Here is a 19,195-nt window from a genome sequence, read left to right as displayed (position 1 = left end):
CTGGTGGTCGTCGCCGGGCACACCGCCCTCAGCGGCTGCTGCGGATGCCGTCGAGCAGGATCGCGCTCTGCACCTCGATCACCTCGTCCACGCTGACCTTGCCGCGCGGGTCGAACCAGCGGATCACCGCCTGGATGGCACCCATGAGCGTCCGGTACACCATGCGGAGGTCCAGATCGGACCGGAAGACGCCGGCGGCCACCCCGCGCTCGAGGGTGCCCAGCCAGATCGTCTCGACCTCGCGCTGACGCCGCACGATGCTCTCGATCGGACGGATGCTGTGCCAGTCGTTCTGCAGGATCGTGACCTCCGCCCGGTACTGCACCAGGCCGTGCAGCGCCAGCGAGACCAGCTTGTGCAGCGCCTCCACCGGGTCCGCCAGCTCGTCGGCGGCTCGCTGGTAGCCGGTCACCGTGAGGTCGAGGTAGGCCGCGAGGACCTCCTCGACCATCGCCTCCTTGGAGTCGAAGTAGTAGTAGAGGCTGCCGGAGAGCATGTCTGCCTCGTCCGCGATGTCCCGGACGGTGGCGTTGGCGAAGCCCTTCTCCGCAAACACCTTCGCCGCCGCGCGGACGATCAACTCCTTGCGGGCCACCCCCGTCGGCGACCCCGTCGATCGCCGCCGCCTCGTACTCACTTGCTTCCCACTCCCTGACATAGTCCGACATGATTCCACATCTCAAGCGCTTGCTGGAGTGACCGCGAGACGGCGCGGCCGCTCCCCCGACCCACCCGGACTCACGTCGTCGGCCGGCGCGACGAGACGATCGTGACGGCGGAGACCAGGTCACCGGGACTGCCGCCCTGGTTCTGCACCAGACCGAAGCCTTCGGTGGGCACCTGGCGTTCACCGGCCTCGCCCCGGAACTGCAACCACATCTCGAACAGCATTCGCAGACCGCTGGCCCCGATGGGGTGACCGAAGCTCTTGAGCCCGCCGTCGACGTTGACCGGCAGCGCCCCGCCACGGTCGTACCGCCCGTCGAGCACGTCGCGCCAGGCCGTCCCGGGAGCGGAGAAGCCCAGCTCCTCCATCAGCACCAGCTCGGTCGGCGTGAAGCAGTCGTGCACCTCGGCCAGGGAGATCTCGGTGGCCGGGTCGGTGATCCCCGCCTGGGCGTACGCCGCCCGCGCCGAGGCGCGCGACTCCGCCAGGTCGGAGTAGTCGTAGTCACTGTCGTTGCGGCCGGTGCCGGCCCCCGCGTCCAACGCCAGCGCGTGCACGTACAGCGGACGGTCGGTGTACCTCAGGGCGTCCTCGGCCCGCACGATCACCGCCGCCGCGCCGCCGTCGGCGACCCCCGAGCAGTCGAAGACGCTGAGGTCACCGGCCAGCACGGGGGCGGCGGCGATCGTCTCCTTCGGCAGCGCCTTGCGGAACTGCGCGCGCGGGTTCAGTGCGCCGTTGGCGTGGTTCTTCCAGGCGATGTGGGTCATCGCCTCCTTGATCTGCGCCGGACTGACGCCGTACCGGCGCGCGTAGGCCGGCACGATCATCGAGTACATGGCCGGCGCGCTCAGCACCGGCGGCGTGCCGTCGTTGGGCACGCTCGGCATCTCCAGGCCGGAGTAGCCGGCGTCCTTGAGCTTCTCCCCGCCCACCGCCATCACCATGTCGTAGGCACCGGAGGAGACGGCGTAGCAGGCGTTGCGGAAGGCCTCCGAGCCGGTGGCGCACATGTTCTCCACCCGGGTGACCGGCTTGTGCGCCAGGCCGAGCGGTCGGGTCAGGGTCAGCCCGGAGACCCCGGAGATCATGGATCCGAGCCAGAACGCGTCGACCTGCTCCAGCTCCAGGCCAGGCACGCTGTCGACGGCGCCGTGGGTCGCCTCGACCAGGAGGTCGTCCACCGAGCGGTCCCAGTGCTCGCCGAAGGTCGTACAGGCCATGCCGACGATGGCGACCGGGTTCCTCAGCGCGTGCACGCCCATCAGCGGTCCTCCTCCCGGTGCGGTCGCACCTTCCAGGTGTAGTTGCGTACGCCGTTGGCCGCGACGCTGGCGACCCGGAACGTGGGGACGACCCGGTCGCCGATGCTCGGGGTGAATCCGACGGCATCGGCCATCTCGAACTCGAATCGGCCGCCGCCCTCGAAGTCCACCGCCACCACCTTGGCCGGCAGCTGCACCGACTCCGAGAGCCAGTCGTCGGTGAAGGTGGCCACCCGCGCCGGGACGTCCACCATCGGCTCGGGGTCGAACGCGTCCCGGGCCCGGCACCGCAGGCAGACCCGGCGCGGCGGGAGGTTGCGGTACCCGCACTCGCGGCACCGGCCCGCGACGAAGCCGAACTTCCACCCCACCGTACGCAGGGCCGCCGGGGGCACGGGCGGCTTGACGTCGGGACGGCGGGCGGGCTCGCGCGGCAGCAGGCCCCGCCAGGTCAGGAAGTCGGCGTAGGACACGTCCGCGGTCGACCCGGCGAGCGCGTCCAGACCGCAGGCACCGGTTCGGTGCCGCTCGGTCATCCGGAACAGGAAGGCGTCGGCGCCGTCGGTGACGCTGACGGCCAGGACGAGGTCGCCGGGGTGCGCCTGCTCGAAGGCGGCGACCAGCCCCAGTCCGAGGTCGGCGGCACCGGCGTACCCCAGCTCGCCCACCGCGCCCCGACCGGTCACCTCGGCGGGGAAGGCACGGAGCACCGTGGCGCGGGCGCGGGCGTGCGGCGTGCTGACCACGACGCGGGCCAGTTCCTCGCGCTGGACACCGCTGCTGTGGAGGACGTCGTCGACAGCGTGCTGCGCGAGCGGGACGTACTCCTCGACGCCGAACCGCTCCTCCCACGTCCGGGTCCGCACCGCACCGGGCTCACGCCACCGGTCCAGGAACTCGCGCGTCACCGACGCCGTGCCGACCAGCTCGGCGACCGGCTCGGCACCGACGACGAACGCCGCCGCCGCATCGGCCCCTTCAGCCTCGTCGGCCGAGCCGGGCAGCGAGTACCGCAGATCCGCCGCGACCACCAGCGCACCGCCCTCGGCGAGTCCGGCGCGCAGCGCACCGGCACCGCCGCGCAACGCACCCCCGACGTCGTAGGCCGGGCACCGCTCGTCCAGTCCGGTCGCGGCGGCGACCGTAACGGCGTTCGACTTCTCCAGGTACGCCGGTCGCGAGGTGGCGAACCACAGGGAACCGGAGACCTGACGCGGTCCCAGGGCACGACGCGCGGCCGCGACGGCGAGCGTGGTGCTGTCCTCGTCGTACGAGGCGACCGGCCGGGAACCACGGCCCCGACCGGCCCCCAACGCGGCGACGATCGCCGCGCGTGGCAGCCGGCCGACCGGGATGTAGACGGCGTAGGACTCGATGCCGACCACACGACCCTCCGTTCTCCCCGCGGCAGCCGCGAGCCGTTTGAATCAAGCACTTGCTTTGCTACTGTAGGGCGGCCCAGCCAGAGCTGCAACTGACCGCGAGCTGCTGGACAGCGCCCGCGGCGACGAGACCGCCGCGCTCCGGGGTGACGCGCCTGAGGAGGGTCATGGCCGAGCAGGGAGCACCTCCCCGCATCGAAGAGTTCCGCGCCCAGGTCGTGGACGTGCTGAGTGCGTTCGCACGCCGCAGGACCGGCCACGGCGCGCAGTGGGGGGTCGGCGACGACCGGGTCTCGGTCGTCGCCGAGCGCTACGAGGGCGCCGCCGAGTTGGCGGCGCTGCGGCGTTACCGGGCCCACCTCGTCGCGCACGGGCTGGGCTGGGTCGACGGGCCCACCGAGTTCGGTGGTCGAGGACTGCCGACCGGGTACGCCGCGGTGCTGCGGGAGATCGAGTCGGAGTTCAACCTCCCCGACGACGCCGGTCTCCGATTCAGCGTCTCCACGCTCACCCCCACCCTGCTCGCCCACGGGACCGTCGAACAGCAGCGGACGTGGCTCGCCCGGCTGCGCTCGGCCGAGGTGATCGCCTGCCAGCTCTACTCCGAGCCCGGGGCCGGCTCCGACCTGGCCGGCCTGGCCACCCGGGCGGTACGGGACGGCGACGGTTGGCGCATCACCGGACAGAAGGTCTGGAGCTCCGGGGCGCACTACAGCGACGTCGGACTGTGCATCGCGCGTACCTCGCCCGACAAGCCCAAGCACGCGGGCCTCACCACCTTCCTGATCGACCTCGACAGCCCCGGCATCGAGATCCGGCCGATCCGCCAGCTCACCGGCGGCGCCTCGTTCGACGAGGTGTTCCTGACCGACGTGCTCGTCCCCGACGAGCGGCGCATCGGCGGTGTCGACGAGGGCTGGTCGGTCGTGGTGACCTCGCTGCTCAACGAGCGGTCGGCGATCGGCACCGAGGTCGGCGTGGACGAGGCCCTCGTGGAGCGCTTGATCGACCTCGCCCGCCACGTCGGCGACCCGGGCGACGAGCGGACCCGGGACGCCGTCGCGCAGGTCGTCGTACGTGCCTGGGCGGCGCGGCTGACCACGGCGAGGTTCCTCGAGGACGGCGGCGCGCCGGGCCCGGAGCTGGCGCTGAGCAAGCTGCTCGCCACCGACCTGTTGCGCACGATGAGCGACGTGGCCGCCGACCTGCTCGGCGCCGCGCACGTCGCCGACCCCGGCGAGTGGGGCACCTACGCCTGGTCCGAGCTGACCCTGGGCCTTCCCGGCCTGCGGGTCGGCGGTGGCACCGACGAGATCCTCAAGAACACCGTCGGCGAACGGGTTCTCCACCTACCGAAGGAGGCGCGATGAAGATCGACATGGGCATGATCGGGTCCTCCGCAGCCGCCTGCAGCCCGGTGGCCGCAGAGGCCGAGGCCCAGGGATTCGACGGCGTGTGGGCCAGCGAGAGCGTGACCGACGCCTTCCTACAGGCCCAGGCGGCCCTGCTGGCCACCCGGGAGGTGACCGTCGGCACCGCGATCGCGGTCGCCTTCGCCCGCAACCCCATGTCCACGGCGTACCTCGCCTGGGACCTGGCCGCCATGTCGCAGGGCCGGTTCGTCCTCGGGCTCGGCAGCCAGATCCAGCCGCACATCGAGCGGCGCTTCTCGATGCCGTGGAGCGCCCCGGTGGCCCGCATGCGCGACTTCCTCCAGGCAATCGACGCCATCTTCGCCGCCTGGCGGAACGGCTCCCGGCTCGACTACCGGGGACCCCACTACCAGCACACGCTGATGACGCCGGTCTTCACGCCGAACCACCACGAGCACCGCATCCCGACGATGATCGCCGCGGTCGGGGCGAAGATGACCGAGCTCGGTGGTGAACTCTGCGACGGCCTGCTGCTGCACGGCATGACCACCATCGCCTACCTCGACGGGGTGACCCTGCCCGCCCTGGAAAAGGGCCTGGCGGCCGCCGGTCGGTCCCGCGCGGACGTGGAACTCTACGCGCCGGTGTTCATGGTCATGGGGGACACCGAGGAGGAGATCGCCGAGAGCACCCGCAAGACCCGCGAGCAGATCGCCTTCTACGCCTCCACCCCCGCCTACCGGGCGGTGCTCGACAGCGTCGGTTACGGCGAACTCCAGGGCGAGTTGCAGAAGATGTCCCGCGAGGGGCGCTGGGCCGAGATGGGCGACCTCGTCGACGACACGCTGCTCGGGCAGATCGCCCTCGTCGGCACCCCCGAGGACATGCCCCGGCTGTGCCGCGAGCGGTACACCGGACGCCTCGACCGCGTCTCGTCGTACTTCGGCTGGCCGAGCGGCGACCCCGACCGCCTCCGGGGAATCCTCGCCGACTTCGCCGAGCAGCCCGCGTCACCCGGCCCCCAGCAGCGTCCCGAGGAGCAGCCATGACCGACGCCGTACTCGCCGAACTCCGCGACCGCGCGCGGATCGCCGACACGTTGCACGCCTACAGCCAAGGGGTGGACCGCGTCGACATCGACCTGCTGCTGGACCTCTTCACCGGGGATGCCGCCTTCGACTACGGGCACGGCAACGTCACCCGGGGCCGCGCCGCCCTCGCGGAGCTGTTCCGGGCGGCCACCGGCCGCTACACCGCGACCAACCATCACTGCTCCACCATCAACTACCTTGAGCTCGGAGAAGGTCGCGCCCAGACCGTCACCTACGTCTACGCGTTCCACCAGAACGGCGACTCCGGTCTGCAGTTGCACGTGTGGGGCAACTACGAGGACTCCCTCGTGGACGAAGGAGACCGCTGGCGCATCCGGGAGCGGCGCGTCCGGGTCGCCGGGGTGAAGACGACCGCCGCCGAGGATGTCCCGGAGCGGTTCGAACGGTACGCCCGCAGCTGAGCCGCCACGGTGCAGCGCACCGACCCGATCGTCGCGATCAGGCGTGGCGCGCTAGCGCCCGCAGTGGTCCTCGCGATCAGGCATGGCGTTGCAGCCCGCCGTCGACCGCGACGGTCTGGCCGGTGAGGTAGGCGGCCTGCACCGAGCAGAGGAAGGTGACCAGCGCCGCCGCCTCGGCCGGCTCACCGAACCGACGTGCCGGGACGTGCGCGACAGCGTACGCGCTGCGGGACTCCGGCGTCGGGAAGTGCCGACGCACCTGCTCGCTGTCGATGCGGCCCGGTGCCACGCAGTTGACCGTCACGCCCGCTGCCGCCACCTCGCGCGAGAACGCCTTGGACCACAGCCGGCAGGCGGCGATCGCCGCCTGCGCGGCGGAGACGACCGTGGGTTCGAGCAGACCGACCAGGTTCACCACGCGGCCCCGGCCGCTGGCCTCCAGGGCAGGACGCAGCTCCTCGGCGAGACGGCGCTTGACGTGGAAGTTCAGCTCGAAGGACCGTTGCCAGCCCGCCTCGTCGAGCGCGACGCCGGGCGGGTCGGCCTGACCGGCGTTGTTCACCAGAATCGCGACCCCACCCAGCTCGGCACGTACGGCGTTCGCGATCCGACCAGCGGCGTCGGGTGCGGCCAGGTCGACCGCCAGCACGACCGGAGGAGCGCCGCCGCCAGCCACGATGCGCCCGGCGGTCTCCTCGATCGGGCCGGTACGCCGCGCCACCAGCAGGAGCCGGGCACCGTGGCGGGCGAGGTCCTCGGCCACTGCCCGTCCGATCCCCGCGCCCGCGCCGGTGACGACCGCTCCGACCCCCGCCAGACCTGGGTCGATCATCGACGCCTCGCCTCCCGGCCGGCGCTTCGGCGGCCCGGATGACCGCCCGCAGCGCTGGTCCGTCTCGATCGCTGGACCCTAGAGTGCCCGCGCCAAGTGCGTCAAACAAGCGCTTGATAGCTTGTCGACATGACTTCGAGAAGGCGCCGCGACGGTGACCGCTGAGGCCTCGCTGAGGCAACACGACGCCGTCGTCACCCGGCTCCGGCACTTCCTGGACGCGCTCGCCAGCGCGGCACCCGACGAGCAGTCCGGCGAACGCCTGCGCCACGACCTCGCCCGCTGGACCGAGGACCTGCGGCGATACGCCGTGCCCGAGAGCCGTCGCTACTACGGCCGGTCCCCCACGCTCGCGTCGGCAGGTCAGGCCACCACCCCCTGGTACGTCGTCGACGAGGCGACACCCCCGGAGCGACTCGCCGGCCGGGCGTCCTTCGGCACCTTCTTCCTCGGCGGCCGTGGTGCCGCCCACGGGGGCACGATCCCGCTGCTCTTCGACGAGTTGTTTGGCTGGCTGGCCAACTCCGAGGGCATGCCGCCGTCGCGCACGGCGTACCTCACGACGAACTACCGTGCCGTCGTCGGCATCGGCCGACCACTGACCTTCACCGCATGGACCGACCGGGTCGAGGGCCGCAAGCGGTTCCTGCGCGCCGAGCTCCGCGACGGGGACACCGTGTGCGCCGAGGCCGACGCGCTTTTCGTCACGCTGCGTCCGGGTCAGCCCTGACGATCGGCCGGTACGCCGGTGCAGCCCGCCCGGCCGGCTGCCGCCATCGGTCGCGCCCGCGCTGGACGGGAAACTCGGGTGGACAGGGGCAACCCGACTGGCGGGGGAAGAGACCTCGCCTCTCCGGTGAGGTGTTGTCCGGGTGGCCTGTGGAGCTGCCCCGGAGATAGGGCAGCTCCACAGAGCACGCCCACTGCGGCAGCGCTCCGCGCTCCGCACGCTCAGCGCGGGCGGCCGTCGTCCAGCGGGATCGGCAGCGCGAGGGCGTCCGTACTGCCGACCGGAGTCACGGAATGCGCCGGTGGCGGCCGGTCGCTGGCCGGTATCCGCGAGAAGAGCCGGACCTGCCCCGCCGGGCCGGTTCCCCGGGTCACCACGCAGGTGACCAGACGGACCGGCGGGGGTGGTGCGACGAATCGGCCCGGCCCCCAGCGCACCCAGATCGGGACGCGGCCCGCCGCCGCCTCCGCCAGGAGTTTCTCCACGGTGCGCCGCCGGTCGGTGCGGTCCACCTCGACGACCACGGGCGGACCGGTCGGTCGGGCACAGGCGACGTCGAGTACGGAGTACTGTCCGGACAGTGGTGGGGGCAGCGGCAGGACGCTGGCCGCCCGGCGATAGACCCGCCAGCCTTGAGCACGTGCCCACTCGACCACCGAGTCGATGATCAGCGTGGTCACCTGGTCGGCTGCGGCGTCCCGGAAGGTCAACCCGTCCAGCCGACGGACGAGTGACGCGGCGACCCGCTCGCTGTCGTCGGCGACGTCCATGGCCGGCAGCCTAGCGGGTGGCGGCTGCATGACCGGCCTGAGCTTCGGTCGTCGGGCGCCCAAAGCCGGCAACACCAGGTGCCCCTGCCCGGCGACAGTGAAGACACCTCGGGAATCGCGGCGCACGACGATGGCGCCAGCGCCGTGACGGATGTCCAGCCGCACGCCACGCCCCCAGCCCAGTGCGCCGATGATCGCACGATCACGGATCCGGCCACTGCTGTCGACCGAGGCCAGGCGATACACCCGCGCTCCGGTGCGCTGCTGCGGGAGGGCCGGCGTGGGTAAGGGCGCTCGACGCAGCGGAGTGGCGGAGCCGACCCGAGCGGCTCTCGTCTGGTCCGGAAGCAGCACAGGAGGGACGACCGAAGCCACCGAAGGCTCAGAGGTCGTCTGATTCACGTACTTTGCGCGTTATGACGGTTTAGTCGCGCCAGGTTGGGGGGGGTTTCGGTGGTGAGGCGTTTGGCGAGGTTGTCGATCATGGCGATGGTGATCATGCTGGCGGAGTTGTCGGGTCGGGCTTCGTAGTCGTGGACGAGTCGGCGGTGATGCATGAGCCAGCCGAGGGTGCGTTCGACGACCCATCGCCGTTTGACCACGCTGAAGCCCTTGACCCGCGGGTCCTTGGTGACGATCTCGACGTCGACGCCGGGTCAGGCCCAGCCCGCGCTGAGGTGTCGGCAGGTTGTAAGCAGTAGGAGCCAAGCGTGGAACGACCCTTTGCCGGCTGGGTGGTCAGCTGGAGCCGACCTGTGTTGGGCGTTGGGGGCCAAGCCGGGTGTTCAGGTCGTCCAGGAGCAGCCGAAGCAAGTGCGTGAGAGTCGCCTGCTGGTGGAGGCTAAGTCCTGAGATGAGGTCGGCTTCCCGACCGAGCACACGGTCGACCAGGCGTTCGACGAGATCATGGCCGGCGGGGGTGAGGGACACCGCGACCGCTCGGGAGCCGGGGCGCGGGCTGGCGCGGATTACCAGGCCATCGCGTTCGGCGCGGGCCACCCGTTGCGAGATCGCGCCCGCGCTGACGAGGGTCCGGTCGGTGAGCTGTCGGGTGGTCAATCGATAGGGAGGACCGCTGCGCCGTAGGACGCTGAGTAGATCCAGGGTTGCCGCATCGACTGCGGCGTCGGCCAGCAGGCGGCGCCGGTCCTCGCCGAGCAGCTTCGCGCACTGCCACAGTCTGGTCACGATGCCGATGCCATCGACCGGTGTGCCCGGCCGCTCCCGCAGCCATGCCAACGCAACGGCGTCCACCGGGTCATTCTCGTGCAGATCTTCAGTCACCACGCCTCGATTTAGGTCTAAACGAAGTGCTACCGTTTAGGCCTAAGCGTAACGGAGGAGAGACCGAGATGAACCGTACCGTCCTCGTCACCGGCGGTAGCACCGGAATCGGCCGGGCTGTCGCGGCGGCCTTCGCCGCCGACGGCGACACTGTGATCATCACCGGCCGACGCCCGGCACCACTACAAGCCACCGCTGATGCCCTGGGCCCCAGAGTTCGCGCAGTGGTGTGTGACGGCACCGACCCCGCCCAGGTCGAAGCACTCGCCAGCCAGCTCCCGCCAGCGGTCGACGTGCTGGCGAACTGCGCCGGCGGCAACACCGACTTCGACCGTCCAACCCCGCACGATCTGTCCTCGCTGGCCGCGAACTGGCGGGCGAACATCGACGCCAACCTGCTCACCGCAGTGCTGACGACCGCAGCGGTCAGGAACCGACTCGTCCGGGGTGGATCTGTCATCACCATCGGATCGATTGCCGCGGACACGGGTGCCGGTGCCTATGGAGCAGCCAAAGCGGCCGTTGCGGCATGGAACGTCGATCTCGCCGCGCAACTCGGGGCCCATGGAGTCACCGCCAACGTGGTCGCGCCCGGGTACATCGCCGACACCGAGTTCTTCCGTGACCAACTCACCGACGAACGCCGCGACGAACTCATCGCCGCCACCCACACCGGCCGCGCCGGTACGCCGGACGACGTGGCAACCACCGTCCACTTCCTCGCGTCTCGCGGCGCCCGTCACATCACCGGACAGGCCATCGCCGTGAACGGAGGTCAACACACCACACGATGATCAGCGGGCCCACGAGGATTCCAGCGCATGGCGGTTCTGCTGGACGCGATCGCGATCCGGGCGTGTCCTGTCCGCGGCCATGATTCGGCTGGGCAGCCCCCACCCGTGGGCGCGGGCGTCGTCGCTGCTCGTCGACGGCATCCGGGCTACGCAGCGGGCGATGTCCGCGCCAAACAAGCAGCGCTCGCTGTGCGTACAGGGCGGCCGGCTACCGGCAAGACTGCTTCCGCTAAGCCGAACTCGTCGTCCGATACGAAGCCACCCTCATCGTCGTTGGGGTGTGGAGACGAGCCCTCGTTCGTAGGCGGCGATGACGAGCTGTGCGCGGTCGCGGGCGTGCAGCTTGGACAGGAGACTGCCGATGTGGGTCTTCACGGTTCCCATCGAGATGCTGAGGGCTCGGGCGATCTCCTGGTTGGACAAGCCACGGCCGACGAGGGTGAGCACTTCCGTCTCTCGATCGGTGAGCACACTCTGAGTCCGCGCTGTTCTCGGTGCGGACTGGTCGAGGTAGTGCTTTACGAGACGGGTGAGGATGCTCGGGGCGAACAGCGACTCGCCACTATGGGTGCGCCGTATCGCATCGATGAGCTGGCCGGGTTCGGCGTCTTTGAGGAGGAAGCCGCTGGCTCCGGCTCGGAGTGCGGCGTGGACGTATTCATCCAGCTCGAACATACTGAGCACGAGGATGCGGGTGCCGGTCAAGGCAGGGTCGGCGGTGATACGGCGGGTGGCGTCGATGCCGTCACCGCCAGGCATGCGGATGTCCATGAGCACGACGTCGGGGCGTAGTTGCCCGGCGCGGGCGACGGCCGCCTCGCCGGTGTCCGCCTCGCCGGCGACAACGAGGTCAGGTGCGCTGTCGATGATGAGCCGGAGGCTGTGGCGGATGAGGGGTTGATCGTCAACGACGAGCACTTGCACGCTCATCGGCGCTCCGCCCGGTCAGCGGTCTCAGGCAGGCGTGCGGTGACTCGGTAGCCATGGCCGGCGCGTTCGGCATGCAAGCTACCGCCCAACGCGCCGACGCGCTCGCGTAGGCCTGCCAGGCCCGCTCCGGCGCCGGGGTGGGGCACCCAGCCGGGGGTGGGCCCGTCGTCGGCGACCGTGGCGATGATCGCGTCACTGTCGCGGTAAACCGCGATGTGGGCGCTGGCGGGTCCGGCGTGTCGGGCGGTGTTGGCGAGGGCCTCGCGCACGATCGCGCATACGGTGAGCTGCACGCCTGCGGACACCTCGCCGGTATCGCCGATGTCGAGCGTAACGGTGACTCCGCTGGCGCGGGCGGAGTGCAGGATGTGGGGAAGGTCGTCCAGGGTCTCGGCGGGTCGCAGGGGCGCGTCGTCGCCGGGGGTGCGCAACACCGTGAGCAGGCGCCGCAACTCGGTGGTGGCCTGGCGGCCAGCGCGTTCGATGTCGGTCAGCGCGGCGACGCGTTCCGCGTCACCGGCTGGCCCGGTGAGGGTGCGTGCGGCGGCGGCACGGACGGTGATGAGTCCAAGCCCGTGGGAGGCGAGGTCGTGCAGGTCGCGGGCGATGCGCAGCCGCTCGGCGTGCGCGGCCCGTTCGGCTGCCCAGGCGGTCAGTTCGTCTTCGTAGATGCGCCGCTGCCGGCGGGTGCGAAGCAGCGCCCACGCCAGCACCGAAACAGCGCAGCTGGCGGCGGCGAGCAGGACGGCAAGGGTTCCGGCCGGCTGGACATCGCCGATGGTCGACAGCGCGAGGACAAGGGTCGCGAGCAGGAGGGCGGTGATCAGCCACACGCGTGAGCGCAGCACGGGCCGATCAGTGGATTCCACGTGTCCAAGTCTAGGTTTATGGCCGTTGCGCGCATCGGACCTGAGTCCGACAGACCACGGTCAGAAGAGCACGGCGAAGTCCCGACCCGGGGCCGATGCCTGCGCGACGTGATCGGTCTGAGATGTTGGTCATGCTCTTGGTCGAACAACTCGTCAAACGCCACGGCTCCCGCACCGTTCTCGACCGCGTCAGTTTCAAAGCGCGAGCGGGGCGGGTGACCGCGTTCCTCGGCCCGAACGGCGCGGGTAAGTCCTCCACGCTGCGGATCCTGCTCGGACTGGACTGCGCCGACGGCGGCAGCGCCCTCGTCGGCGGCCGCCCGTACCGGAGCCTGCGGAATCCGCTCCGCACGGTCGGGTCGATGCTCGACGGCTCCGGCGCACACCGCTCCCGCACGGCGCGAAACCACCTGGCCTGGGTGGCGCGCAGCAACGACATCCCGCGCCGCCGCATCGGGGAAGTGCTGGAACAGGTCGGATTGGCCGACGCCGCCAGGGTCCGCGTCGGCCGGTACTCGCTGGGCATGGGGCAAAGGCTCGGGCTGGCGACGGCGCTATTGGGCGAGCCAGAGGCGCTCGTGCTGGATGAGCCGGTCAATGGCCTAGACCCGGAGGGCATCCGTTGGATTCGCGGGCTGCTGCGCCGCCACGCTGACGCCGGTGGCACCGTGCTGCTGTCCAGCCACCTGATGGGTGAGGTCGCAGGACTCGCCGATGACCTCGTCGTCATCGCCGACGGTCGGATCGTCAAGGCCGGGACTCTGGCGGAGGTGACCGTCGGGTACGGCAGCCTGGAGGACGCCTTCTTCGCCCTCACCGGCGGCGGAAACGGAGTCGGGCGATGAACGCATGGAACACGTTCGCAGCGGAGTTGCGGAAGACCGCGACCCTGCCCGCCGCGTGGGCCGGGGTCGCAGTGGCGCTGCTCGGATCGGTTGCGATCACGCTACTGAACGCCTTCTCGACTCGTGCCGCGCTCGACGCGGGCCAGCCGGAGACCCGAGCGTCCACCTCCCCGTTCGAGACCGCGTTCGCCGCGATGCCGCTGGGCACCGTCGGCGCGGTTGTCATCGGGGTGATCGTCTTCAGCAGCGAGTACATGGCCAACAGCACCGATGCCGGCGGGGGCCGGCAGATCACTGCGGCCCTCACCGCATCCCCGCGCAGGGTGGGCCTCCTCGCGGCGAAGGCGGCCACCATCGTCGTGTTCGTCGCAGTGGTTGCCGTGGTCACCCTGCCCATCACCGTCGGCATCGCATGGGCCGTCATCGGCGAGGCCGGAACCGAGACCGTGACGCTCGACGAAGCGGCGACGCGCTTGCTCGGTGGCACCCTCTACTGGGCTCTCACCGGGCTCATCGCGTTTGCGATCACTGTGCTGACCCGCAGCGGCATCATCCCGCTCATCGTTCTCATCGTGAACAGCTCTGTGGTGTCGTTCTCGCTGCTGCTGACCAACCTCACCCCGCTCGCGCACTGGCTTCCCGATATGGCCGGCCGCAGGCTCTTCGGCGGCCTCTACACCGTCGAGGGCGGGCTGGACGCCGTACCGGGCGCGCTCGTCATGGGTGGCTGGACACTCGCCCTCCTCATCGTCGCCACAGTCGTCTTCCGCCGTCGAGACGCGTGAATATCGTGCGCATCGGAAACGTCACCACGGCCGAACTCGACAAGCTCCGCACCCTGCCCGCAACGACGCTCACCGCCATCGGCGCGATCGCCACCGGCATCGTGATCGCCGCAGCCCTCGCCGCCTCCGCAGTCGCTCAGGGCGCGCAGGCATCAGCCGTCGACATCACCCTCCAGACGGTGCCGTTCGCGCAGGCAGGGTTCGTTCTGCTGGGTATCCTGCCCGCTACGCACGAGCACGCCGGCCGCCAGCTCAGCACGACCCTCACGTCCGTGCCGAAACGCGGCCTGTTGGTCACCGGCAAGACGGTTGCCGCGCTCCTCGTCGTCGCCGTCACCGCGGCAGTGAGTATCGGCGCAAGCCTCGCCGCCGCCACGATCGCGCAGCACCTGACAGACGTCCCGTCTCCTGCCGACGACGGCGAGCCGGGGCTTCTCGCCGGCGCGGCGGCTTACCTCACGCTGATCGGCCTGCTCTCCCACGCCGTCGCATTGCTCGTGCGACACCTCGTGCCCGCACTCGTCGGAACGCTCAGCCTCGTACTCATCATCTCACCCGCGCTCGCCGGGGTCACCGAACACGCCCGCTGGCTCCCCGACCGCGCCATCGCACAGCTCTACGACAAGACGGACACCGCACTCACCCCGGTTACCGGCGCTCTCGTCGCCCTCGCGTGGATCGTCCTAATCGGGAGCGTCGCGATCGCACGATTCATCCGGCACGAACCATGAATACCGTCACCGGTAAGCCGGCGACGTTCAGTGTCCTCGCGACGGCTCCCATGATCGCCCACTGCACGGGTGTGCCTCTGCACAGCTTCGGCCTTGAACTGGCGTGCCACCCCGCTGGCGGCCCCCTTAGAGGGCTGAACCGACGACGCTGCTCGGGCATGGACTCATCCTCTCAACTCGGAGGACATGTCCAGGATCCTTGGTACACCTCACATGTCGTCGTTGCGGCGGGTCGCGACCACAAAGCCACTTCCCGGTGTTCCAGCCACCGCAGCGACTTCGACTGACCGTAGGCCTCGTCCATCGTCACCCACCCGACCGGCACCCCGCTATCGAGGGCACGGGCGAGCATGGTGCGGGCCATCTGCACCTTCGTGGCGAACTCGACCTCGTCCGGGATCCCGACAGCCCGGCACCGGTCCCGGTCATCGGTCCACGACGTCGGGAGGTGTGGACAGTGTGCCTTGACTCGGCGTAACTAACCAGTATTGTCATCGACACCGGTTAATGAACATTTACTGGTTAGGTGATGCCATGCGCCTGGGAAAGTTCGTCACTCGGTCTCTGCTCGGGATGCTGATGGTGTCCGCGACCGTGGTGGCCGCCCCCGCCAGCCCGGTGGCCGGGCAAGGCCCCGGCTCCGCGGTGGCTGCGTCCGATTGGCGAGGCGGGGTCGGCGACCGCCCCGAGCCCTGGCGTCCCTCGGTCCAGGAGGAATGGACCGGGCCGGCCGGCCGCTACTGCTCGTTCCCGCTCCGCGTCCGCGTGGTCTCCCAGGACGTACGGGTCCGGGTGCTCGCCCGCTACGCCACCGGAGCCGTCCGACGTGAGGAGTACGCCGGCCCACTGACCGTGGACTTCGTCAACACCGACACCGGGAGGGCCGTACGCCGGGACGTGGGCGGCGCCGGGCTGCTCGAATACCGCCCGGACGGCGGGTGGCTGCGGTACACCATCGTCGGGCCGGCGGGGTTCGACTTCCGGCCGGGAGACCAGCACCCGCGTGGCTACTACGTCCTCGACGGGCTGCACGTCGTCTCGATCAACCCGGCCGGTACCCGCCGGCTCACCCTGGGGATCGGTCGACAGGACAACGTCTGTGTCGCTCTCGGTGACCCGACCCGCTGACCACGACGACCCGGTGAAGGCGGTGGGTGGTGATGGCCGACGTGCAATTCTCCGTACTCGGACCACTGACCGCTTACCGCGACGGGGCGAGAGTGGGGCTCGGCGGCCGACGACAGCGCATGGTGCTCGCCACGTTGCTGGCGGCCCGGGGGCGGATGCTGCCCGCCGAGCGGCTGCGGGAACTGGTCTGGAGCGACGGTGGGCGTACGGCCGGGCCGGCGACCCTGCACGGCTACGTGGCCGGACTGCGGCGGGCGCTCGAACCGGACCGACCTCCGCGCTCACCGAGCACGGTGCTGCTCCGGGAAGGCCCCGGGTACGCCGTCCGGGTGCGGGCCGAGCAGGTCGACGCGGAACGGTTCACCGCGCTGGTCGCGAACGGCGTAACGATGCTGCGACGGGGGCGACCCGCTGCGGTCGTCACGACCCTGACCGGTGCCCTCGGGTTGTGGCGCGGCCCGGCGTACGCCGATCTGGCACAGGCGTCGTTCGTGCTGCCGGAGATCGCCCGCCTCGACGGGTTGCGGGCCGCTGCCACCGAGACACGACTGACCGCCATGCTGGCGCTGGGCCGGCATACCGAGGTGCTTGGTGAGCTGGAGGCGCTCGTGCTCGAACAGCCGTTACGGGAGCGCGGCTGGGAGCTGCTGGCGATCGCGTTGTACCGGACCGGTCGGCAGGGCGACGCGCTGACCGTGGTGCGCCGGGCGCGGACCCGAATCGCCCGGGACCTCGGTCTCGACCCCGGGGCGGGACTGCTTCGCCTGGAGGCGGCGATCCTCGGCCAGGACGCCTCCCTCGACCTTCCGGCCGGCCGGGCCGTACTCCCATGGGCGCCTTCCAGCAGTGGCCGGTCGTGGTGGGTGCCACGCCGCACCGCCGAGGATCCCAGCGGGATCCCAGCCGACGATGGCACCGTCGAGCACACGACCATCCACTGTGACGGGAGACACCATGCGTGGGCTGCGACCGATGACCAGCGCCGAGCCGGAGTTCGAGGTCAACGTCAAGAACAACTACGTCGACTGCGTCGAGCTGTCGAACGGACGTACCCGGCGGCGGCTGCCCCTGCCGGACGTCGCCGCATCCGCCGAGCCGGCCGGGGCGCACCGAGACCGGGCGGCGTCCCGATTGCCGGAATCCCGATGACCCGGACGGCCGCCGAGCTTGCCGGGCTCACACCGCAGTGGCGGGCCTGGACGGCCGAGAACCTGGCTCTCGGGGTGCCGGCCGGGGAGGTCCGGGAGGCGCTGTTGGCGGCGGGGCTGTCCGGGTCGGTGGTCGACGAGGAGCTGACCCGAGCGCTCGACCACCCGTACTTCCAGGCCTGCCTGCGGCTGGCCCGGGAGTACGCCTGGCAGGAGTCGCTACTGGACTTCTACGGCGATCTCCGCTCGGCACAGCTGGCCGGCGGGCTGGAGCGTCGGGTCGGCCTCTGCGCTGCCGAGTTCTTCGACCGGTACTACTTCGCCAACCGGCCGGTGATCCTGGCCGGGGCGGTCGACGACTGGCCGGCCCGACGGCAGTGGTCGCCGACCAGCCTGCGGGACCGACTGGGTGAGGTCGAGGTCGAGGTGATGACCGGCCGGGACGGCAATCCGGAGCATGGCTGGCAGCACGACGCACACCGGACGCGGATGACGTTCGCCGACTACCTCACCATGGTCGAGACGGGTGGGGAGACCAACGACTACTACATGGTCGCGCGCAACGACAACTGGCAGCACGGTCTCAAACCGTTGGCCCAGGACATCAGGCCGGTGCCCGGCATCATCGATCCAGTTCTGTTGCCGGAGGCGGTGACCCTGTTGCTGGGGCCAGCCGGCACGGTCACCAACCTGCACCACGACAACATGAACATCCTGCTGTGCCAGGTGATGGGCCGTAAACGCGTCCGCCTCGTGCCGTCGTACCAGCGTTCCCGGGTGTATCCCCGGGGCGGGACGTACAGCCATGTCGACGCCGAGCTGCCCGACCTCGACCAGTACCCGTTGTACGGGCAGGCCACCGTCCTGGCGGAAGTGCTGGAGCCGGGCGACGCGCTGTTCGTGCCGGCCGGTTGGTGGCACTGGGTACGCGCGCTGGACATCAGCGCCACGGTGAGCCTGCACCATTTCCAGGTGCCCCCGGGCAACCACTATCTACACCCACCGCTGGTGCGTGCCGATCCCTGACGGCGGGAACGACGGGTTGCGGGGCCACCGATCTCGGTGGCCCCGCAACCCACAACCAACTAACCCTTGTCCCGCTCCGGTGGGGGATCCGGGATCTCGTCCGTGGTCAAGCCGGGCGGGCCGGTCGGCGGTGGATCGCGTACGTCAGCGCTGTACCGCACGTTCGGCAGTTCGTCGGCGCGAGGTGCCCCGCCGGCAGTGAGGATGCTGGCGGCCACCATCGTGACGATCAACAACCTACGCATGTGTCACCTCCTCTCCTCGTTGCCGGGTGGACACCACCAGGTGGGGTGCCCAGCGGGCAGCATCCGCCGGTCGACTGGGATCCGGCTGGGAGCGGAGCTGGGAAGGGTGCCTCCCACCTCAGGAGTCGGCGCCACCGGGCAGGTGCCCGAGGCGCTGTTGCATTGGCGGATCGGTGGACACGCCGAGCCGCGTCAGCCGGGCACTGATCAGATCGCTCGCGCCAGCTCCGTGAACGCGACCGTCACCCGCAGACCGGGCGGGACGTCAGTGGCGAGTTCGTCGTGTCCGCGTCGGAAATTCTGCACGAAGGCGTGCCCGGTCATGATCGTCTGGGCGGTGCGGTCGGAACGTAGCCCGCGCATCGGTCTGAGCCGGTGCTTGAGCTGGCTGTGGTCGGCCTCGATCGGATTGTTGGCGTGCCGTTTGTTGGCGTGCCGTTCGACGTGGTGCCACGCCGACGGAACCAGGGCGTCGAGCACCCTCGGATAGACCGGGTTCGCGTCGGTGACCACCTCGCTGGGCGTGACCTTCAGCGTGGTCAGGACTCGGTGGAAGAACCGCCGGGCCGCCGCGGCGTCCCAACGCGCCGATACGAGCACGTCGATGAACTGACCATACTGGTCGACGGCGCGGCAGACGTATCGCCAGATGCCGTTGACCTTGACGTTGGTCTCGTCGACGTGCCAGCGGTCCCCAGGTGAGTGACGAGCGGAACGGGCGGCGTCCGCGAGTAGCGGGGTGAACCGCTACACCCATCGATAGACGGTCACGTAATCCACCTCGACGCCACGCTCGACCAGTAACTCCTCCACGTCTCGGTAGGAGAGGTTGAACCGCAGGTACCAGCGGACCGCCAGCACGATCACCTCGGGCGGCC

The 19,195-nt window shown here is 70.5% G+C and carries 19 protein-coding genes and 3 pseudogenes; 10 read left to right on the top strand and 12 right to left on the bottom strand.

The window, feature by feature from the left end; all coding sequences use genetic code 11:
• Positions 1–28: 28 nt before the first annotated feature.
• From GA0070618_RS21980 to GA0070618_RS21970, 3 genes are all read right to left on the bottom strand, one after another.
• Positions 29–595, bottom strand: coding sequence for a TetR/AcrR family transcriptional regulator (locus GA0070618_RS21980; RefSeq protein ID WP_170107936.1), 567 nt, complete (start codon positions 593–595; stop codon positions 29–31).
• Positions 596–738: 143 nt separating this feature from the next.
• Positions 739–1,932, bottom strand: coding sequence for an acetyl-CoA acetyltransferase (locus GA0070618_RS21975; protein ID WP_088983313.1), 1,194 nt, complete (start codon positions 1,930–1,932; stop codon positions 739–741).
• The gene (locus tag GA0070618_RS21970) at positions 1,932–3,317 is read right to left on the bottom strand and encodes a zinc ribbon domain-containing protein (protein ID WP_088983312.1); all 1,386 of its coding nucleotides are present in this window, start codon (positions 3,315–3,317) and stop codon (positions 1,932–1,934) included. Before GA0070618_RS21970 ends, GA0070618_RS21975 begins: the two co-directional genes overlap by 1 nt.
• A 164-nt stretch (positions 3,318–3,481) precedes the next feature.
• On the opposite strand from GA0070618_RS21970, the gene GA0070618_RS21965 reads away from it, so the two are divergent.
• The 3 genes from GA0070618_RS21965 to GA0070618_RS21955 are packed head-to-tail and all read left to right on the top strand — an operon-like array spanning position 3,482 to position 6,200.
• On the top strand, positions 3,482–4,684 hold the full coding sequence (locus GA0070618_RS21965) for an acyl-CoA dehydrogenase family protein (protein ID WP_088983311.1): 1,203 nt from the start codon (positions 3,482–3,484) through the stop codon (positions 4,682–4,684).
• Entirely contained in the window at positions 4,681–5,736 is a 1,056-nt protein-coding gene (locus GA0070618_RS21960) for a TIGR03617 family F420-dependent LLM class oxidoreductase (RefSeq protein ID WP_088983310.1), read from the top strand. The genes GA0070618_RS21965 and GA0070618_RS21960 overlap by 4 nt, the downstream gene beginning before the upstream one ends.
• Positions 5,733–6,200 carry a nuclear transport factor 2 family protein gene (locus GA0070618_RS21955; RefSeq protein ID WP_088983309.1) on the top strand — a complete coding sequence of 156 codons (468 nt, stop codon included), beginning with the start codon at positions 5,733–5,735 and terminating at the stop codon, positions 6,198–6,200. Before GA0070618_RS21960 ends, GA0070618_RS21955 begins: the two co-directional genes overlap by 4 nt.
• A gap of 76 nt (positions 6,201–6,276) precedes the next feature.
• On the opposite strand, the gene GA0070618_RS21950 is transcribed toward GA0070618_RS21955, so the two are convergent.
• On the bottom strand, positions 6,277–7,032 hold the full coding sequence (locus tag GA0070618_RS21950) for an SDR family NAD(P)-dependent oxidoreductase (protein WP_088983308.1): 756 nt from the start codon (positions 7,030–7,032) through the stop codon (positions 6,277–6,279).
• Between the two features lie 154 nt (positions 7,033–7,186).
• Between GA0070618_RS21950 and GA0070618_RS21945 the strand changes: the two genes are divergently transcribed.
• The gene (locus GA0070618_RS21945) at positions 7,187–7,762 is read left to right on the top strand and encodes a PaaI family thioesterase (RefSeq protein ID WP_197701583.1); all 576 of its coding nucleotides are present in this window, start codon (positions 7,187–7,189) and stop codon (positions 7,760–7,762) included.
• Between the two features lie 221 nt (positions 7,763–7,983).
• On the opposite strand, the gene GA0070618_RS21940 is transcribed toward GA0070618_RS21945, so the two are convergent.
• The 3 genes and pseudogenes from GA0070618_RS21940 to GA0070618_RS21925 form a co-directional block, all read right to left on the bottom strand.
• On the bottom strand, positions 7,984–8,532 hold the full coding sequence (locus GA0070618_RS21940; protein ID WP_088985725.1) for a hypothetical protein: 549 nt from the start codon (positions 8,530–8,532) through the stop codon (positions 7,984–7,986).
• 398 nt (positions 8,533–8,930) lie between these two features.
• Positions 8,931–9,185: pseudogene (locus GA0070618_RS21930) on the bottom strand (hypothetical protein); the annotation flags it as partial.
• 85 nt (positions 9,186–9,270) lie between these two features.
• Entirely contained in the window at positions 9,271–9,816 is a 546-nt protein-coding gene (locus GA0070618_RS21925; RefSeq protein ID WP_231931404.1) for a MarR family winged helix-turn-helix transcriptional regulator, read from the bottom strand.
• A gap of 68 nt (positions 9,817–9,884) precedes the next feature.
• Between GA0070618_RS21925 and GA0070618_RS21920 the strand changes: the two genes are divergently transcribed.
• Positions 9,885–10,610, top strand: a complete 726-nt coding sequence (locus GA0070618_RS21920) for an SDR family NAD(P)-dependent oxidoreductase (RefSeq protein ID WP_088983307.1) — start codon at positions 9,885–9,887, stop codon at positions 10,608–10,610.
• Positions 10,611–10,874: 264 nt separating this feature from the next.
• Here the strand turns inward: GA0070618_RS21920 and GA0070618_RS21915 are convergent, their stop codons facing one another.
• Together GA0070618_RS21915 and GA0070618_RS21910 are read right to left on the bottom strand one after the other, a co-directional pair.
• The gene (locus tag GA0070618_RS21915) at positions 10,875–11,540 is read right to left on the bottom strand and encodes a response regulator (RefSeq protein ID WP_088983306.1); all 666 of its coding nucleotides are present in this window, start codon (positions 11,538–11,540) and stop codon (positions 10,875–10,877) included.
• Positions 11,537–12,409: a sensor histidine kinase gene (locus tag GA0070618_RS21910; protein ID WP_088983305.1), complete on the bottom strand. Its 873-nt coding sequence runs from the start codon at positions 12,407–12,409 to the stop codon at positions 11,537–11,539. Before GA0070618_RS21910 ends, GA0070618_RS21915 begins: the two co-directional genes overlap by 4 nt.
• 131 nt (positions 12,410–12,540) lie before the next feature.
• Between GA0070618_RS21910 and GA0070618_RS21905 the strand changes: the two genes are divergently transcribed.
• The 3 genes from GA0070618_RS21905 to GA0070618_RS21895 are packed head-to-tail and all read left to right on the top strand — an operon-like array spanning position 12,541 to position 14,770.
• Positions 12,541–13,254 carry an ABC transporter ATP-binding protein gene (locus GA0070618_RS21905; RefSeq protein ID WP_088985723.1) on the top strand — a complete coding sequence of 238 codons (714 nt, stop codon included), beginning with the start codon at positions 12,541–12,543 and terminating at the stop codon, positions 13,252–13,254.
• Positions 13,251–14,039 carry an ABC transporter permease gene (locus GA0070618_RS21900; RefSeq protein WP_088983304.1) on the top strand — a complete coding sequence of 263 codons (789 nt, stop codon included), beginning with the start codon at positions 13,251–13,253 and terminating at the stop codon, positions 14,037–14,039. Before GA0070618_RS21905 ends, GA0070618_RS21900 begins: the two co-directional genes overlap by 4 nt.
• Complete coding sequence (locus tag GA0070618_RS21895; protein WP_088983303.1) at positions 14,036–14,770, top strand: ABC transporter permease; 735 nt, start codon at positions 14,036–14,038, stop codon at positions 14,768–14,770. Before GA0070618_RS21900 ends, GA0070618_RS21895 begins: the two co-directional genes overlap by 4 nt.
• 212 nt (positions 14,771–14,982) lie before the next feature.
• Here the strand turns inward: GA0070618_RS21895 and GA0070618_RS21890 are convergent.
• Positions 14,983–15,221, bottom strand: a pseudogene (locus GA0070618_RS21890) (transposase); the annotation flags it as partial.
• An 83-nt stretch (positions 15,222–15,304) separates the two neighbouring features.
• Between GA0070618_RS21890 and GA0070618_RS21885 the strand changes: the two are divergent.
• Both GA0070618_RS21885 and GA0070618_RS21880 read left to right on the top strand, forming a co-directional pair.
• Positions 15,305–15,898 carry a hypothetical protein gene (locus tag GA0070618_RS21885; RefSeq protein ID WP_088983302.1) on the top strand — a complete coding sequence of 198 codons (594 nt, stop codon included), beginning with the start codon at positions 15,305–15,307 and terminating at the stop codon, positions 15,896–15,898.
• Positions 15,899–15,930: 32 nt separating this feature from the next.
• Entirely contained in the window at positions 15,931–18,072 is a 2,142-nt protein-coding gene (locus GA0070618_RS21880) for a cupin-like domain-containing protein (RefSeq protein ID WP_094978028.1), read from the top strand.
• 59 nt (positions 18,073–18,131) lie between these two features.
• On the opposite strand, the gene GA0070618_RS33605 is transcribed toward GA0070618_RS21880, so the two are convergent.
• Both GA0070618_RS33605 and GA0070618_RS21875 read right to left on the bottom strand, forming a co-directional pair.
• Positions 18,132–18,317 (bottom strand): hypothetical protein, encoded by a 186-nt coding sequence (locus tag GA0070618_RS33605; RefSeq protein ID WP_143740503.1) that lies wholly within the window; start codon positions 18,315–18,317, stop codon positions 18,132–18,134.
• Between the two features lie 207 nt (positions 18,318–18,524).
• Positions 18,525–19,184: pseudogene (locus tag GA0070618_RS21875) on the bottom strand (IS6 family transposase).
• Between the last annotated feature and the right edge of the window lie 11 nt (positions 19,185–19,195).

The organism is Micromonospora echinospora (assembly GCF_900091495.1).
In the GTDB taxonomy this organism is placed as follows: Bacteria; Actinomycetota; Actinomycetes; order Mycobacteriales; family Micromonosporaceae; genus Micromonospora; species Micromonospora echinospora.
This window is presented reverse-complemented; position numbering and strand designations above follow the sequence as displayed.

Coding starts and splice junctions, on each gene's coding strand:
- GA0070618_RS21940 (WP_088985725.1), bottom strand. CDS start 8,532: ATGGACGTCGCCGACGACAGCGAGCGGGTCGCCGCGTCACTCGTCCGT.
- GA0070618_RS21905 (WP_088985723.1), top strand. CDS start 12,541: ATGCTCTTGGTCGAACAACTCGTCAAACGCCACGGCTCCCGCACCGTT.
- GA0070618_RS21880 (WP_094978028.1), top strand. CDS start 15,931: ATGGCCGACGTGCAATTCTCCGTACTCGGACCACTGACCGCTTACCGC.
- GA0070618_RS33605 (WP_143740503.1), bottom strand. CDS start 18,317: ATGCGTAGGTTGTTGATCGTCACGATGGTGGCCGCCAGCATCCTCACT.
- GA0070618_RS21955 (WP_088983309.1), top strand. CDS start 5,733: ATGACCGACGCCGTACTCGCCGAACTCCGCGACCGCGCGCGGATCGCC.
- GA0070618_RS21950 (WP_088983308.1), bottom strand. CDS start 7,032: ATGATCGACCCAGGTCTGGCGGGGGTCGGAGCGGTCGTCACCGGCGCG.
- GA0070618_RS21965 (WP_088983311.1), top strand. CDS start 3,482: ATGGCCGAGCAGGGAGCACCTCCCCGCATCGAAGAGTTCCGCGCCCAG.
- GA0070618_RS21915 (WP_088983306.1), bottom strand. CDS start 11,540: ATGAGCGTGCAAGTGCTCGTCGTTGACGATCAACCCCTCATCCGCCAC.
- GA0070618_RS21900 (WP_088983304.1), top strand. CDS start 13,251: ATGAACGCATGGAACACGTTCGCAGCGGAGTTGCGGAAGACCGCGACC.
- GA0070618_RS21960 (WP_088983310.1), top strand. CDS start 4,681: ATGAAGATCGACATGGGCATGATCGGGTCCTCCGCAGCCGCCTGCAGC.
- GA0070618_RS21885 (WP_088983302.1), top strand. CDS start 15,305: ATGCGCCTGGGAAAGTTCGTCACTCGGTCTCTGCTCGGGATGCTGATG.
- GA0070618_RS21975 (WP_088983313.1), bottom strand. CDS start 1,932: ATGGGCGTGCACGCGCTGAGGAACCCGGTCGCCATCGTCGGCATGGCC.
- GA0070618_RS21920 (WP_088983307.1), top strand. CDS start 9,885: ATGAACCGTACCGTCCTCGTCACCGGCGGTAGCACCGGAATCGGCCGG.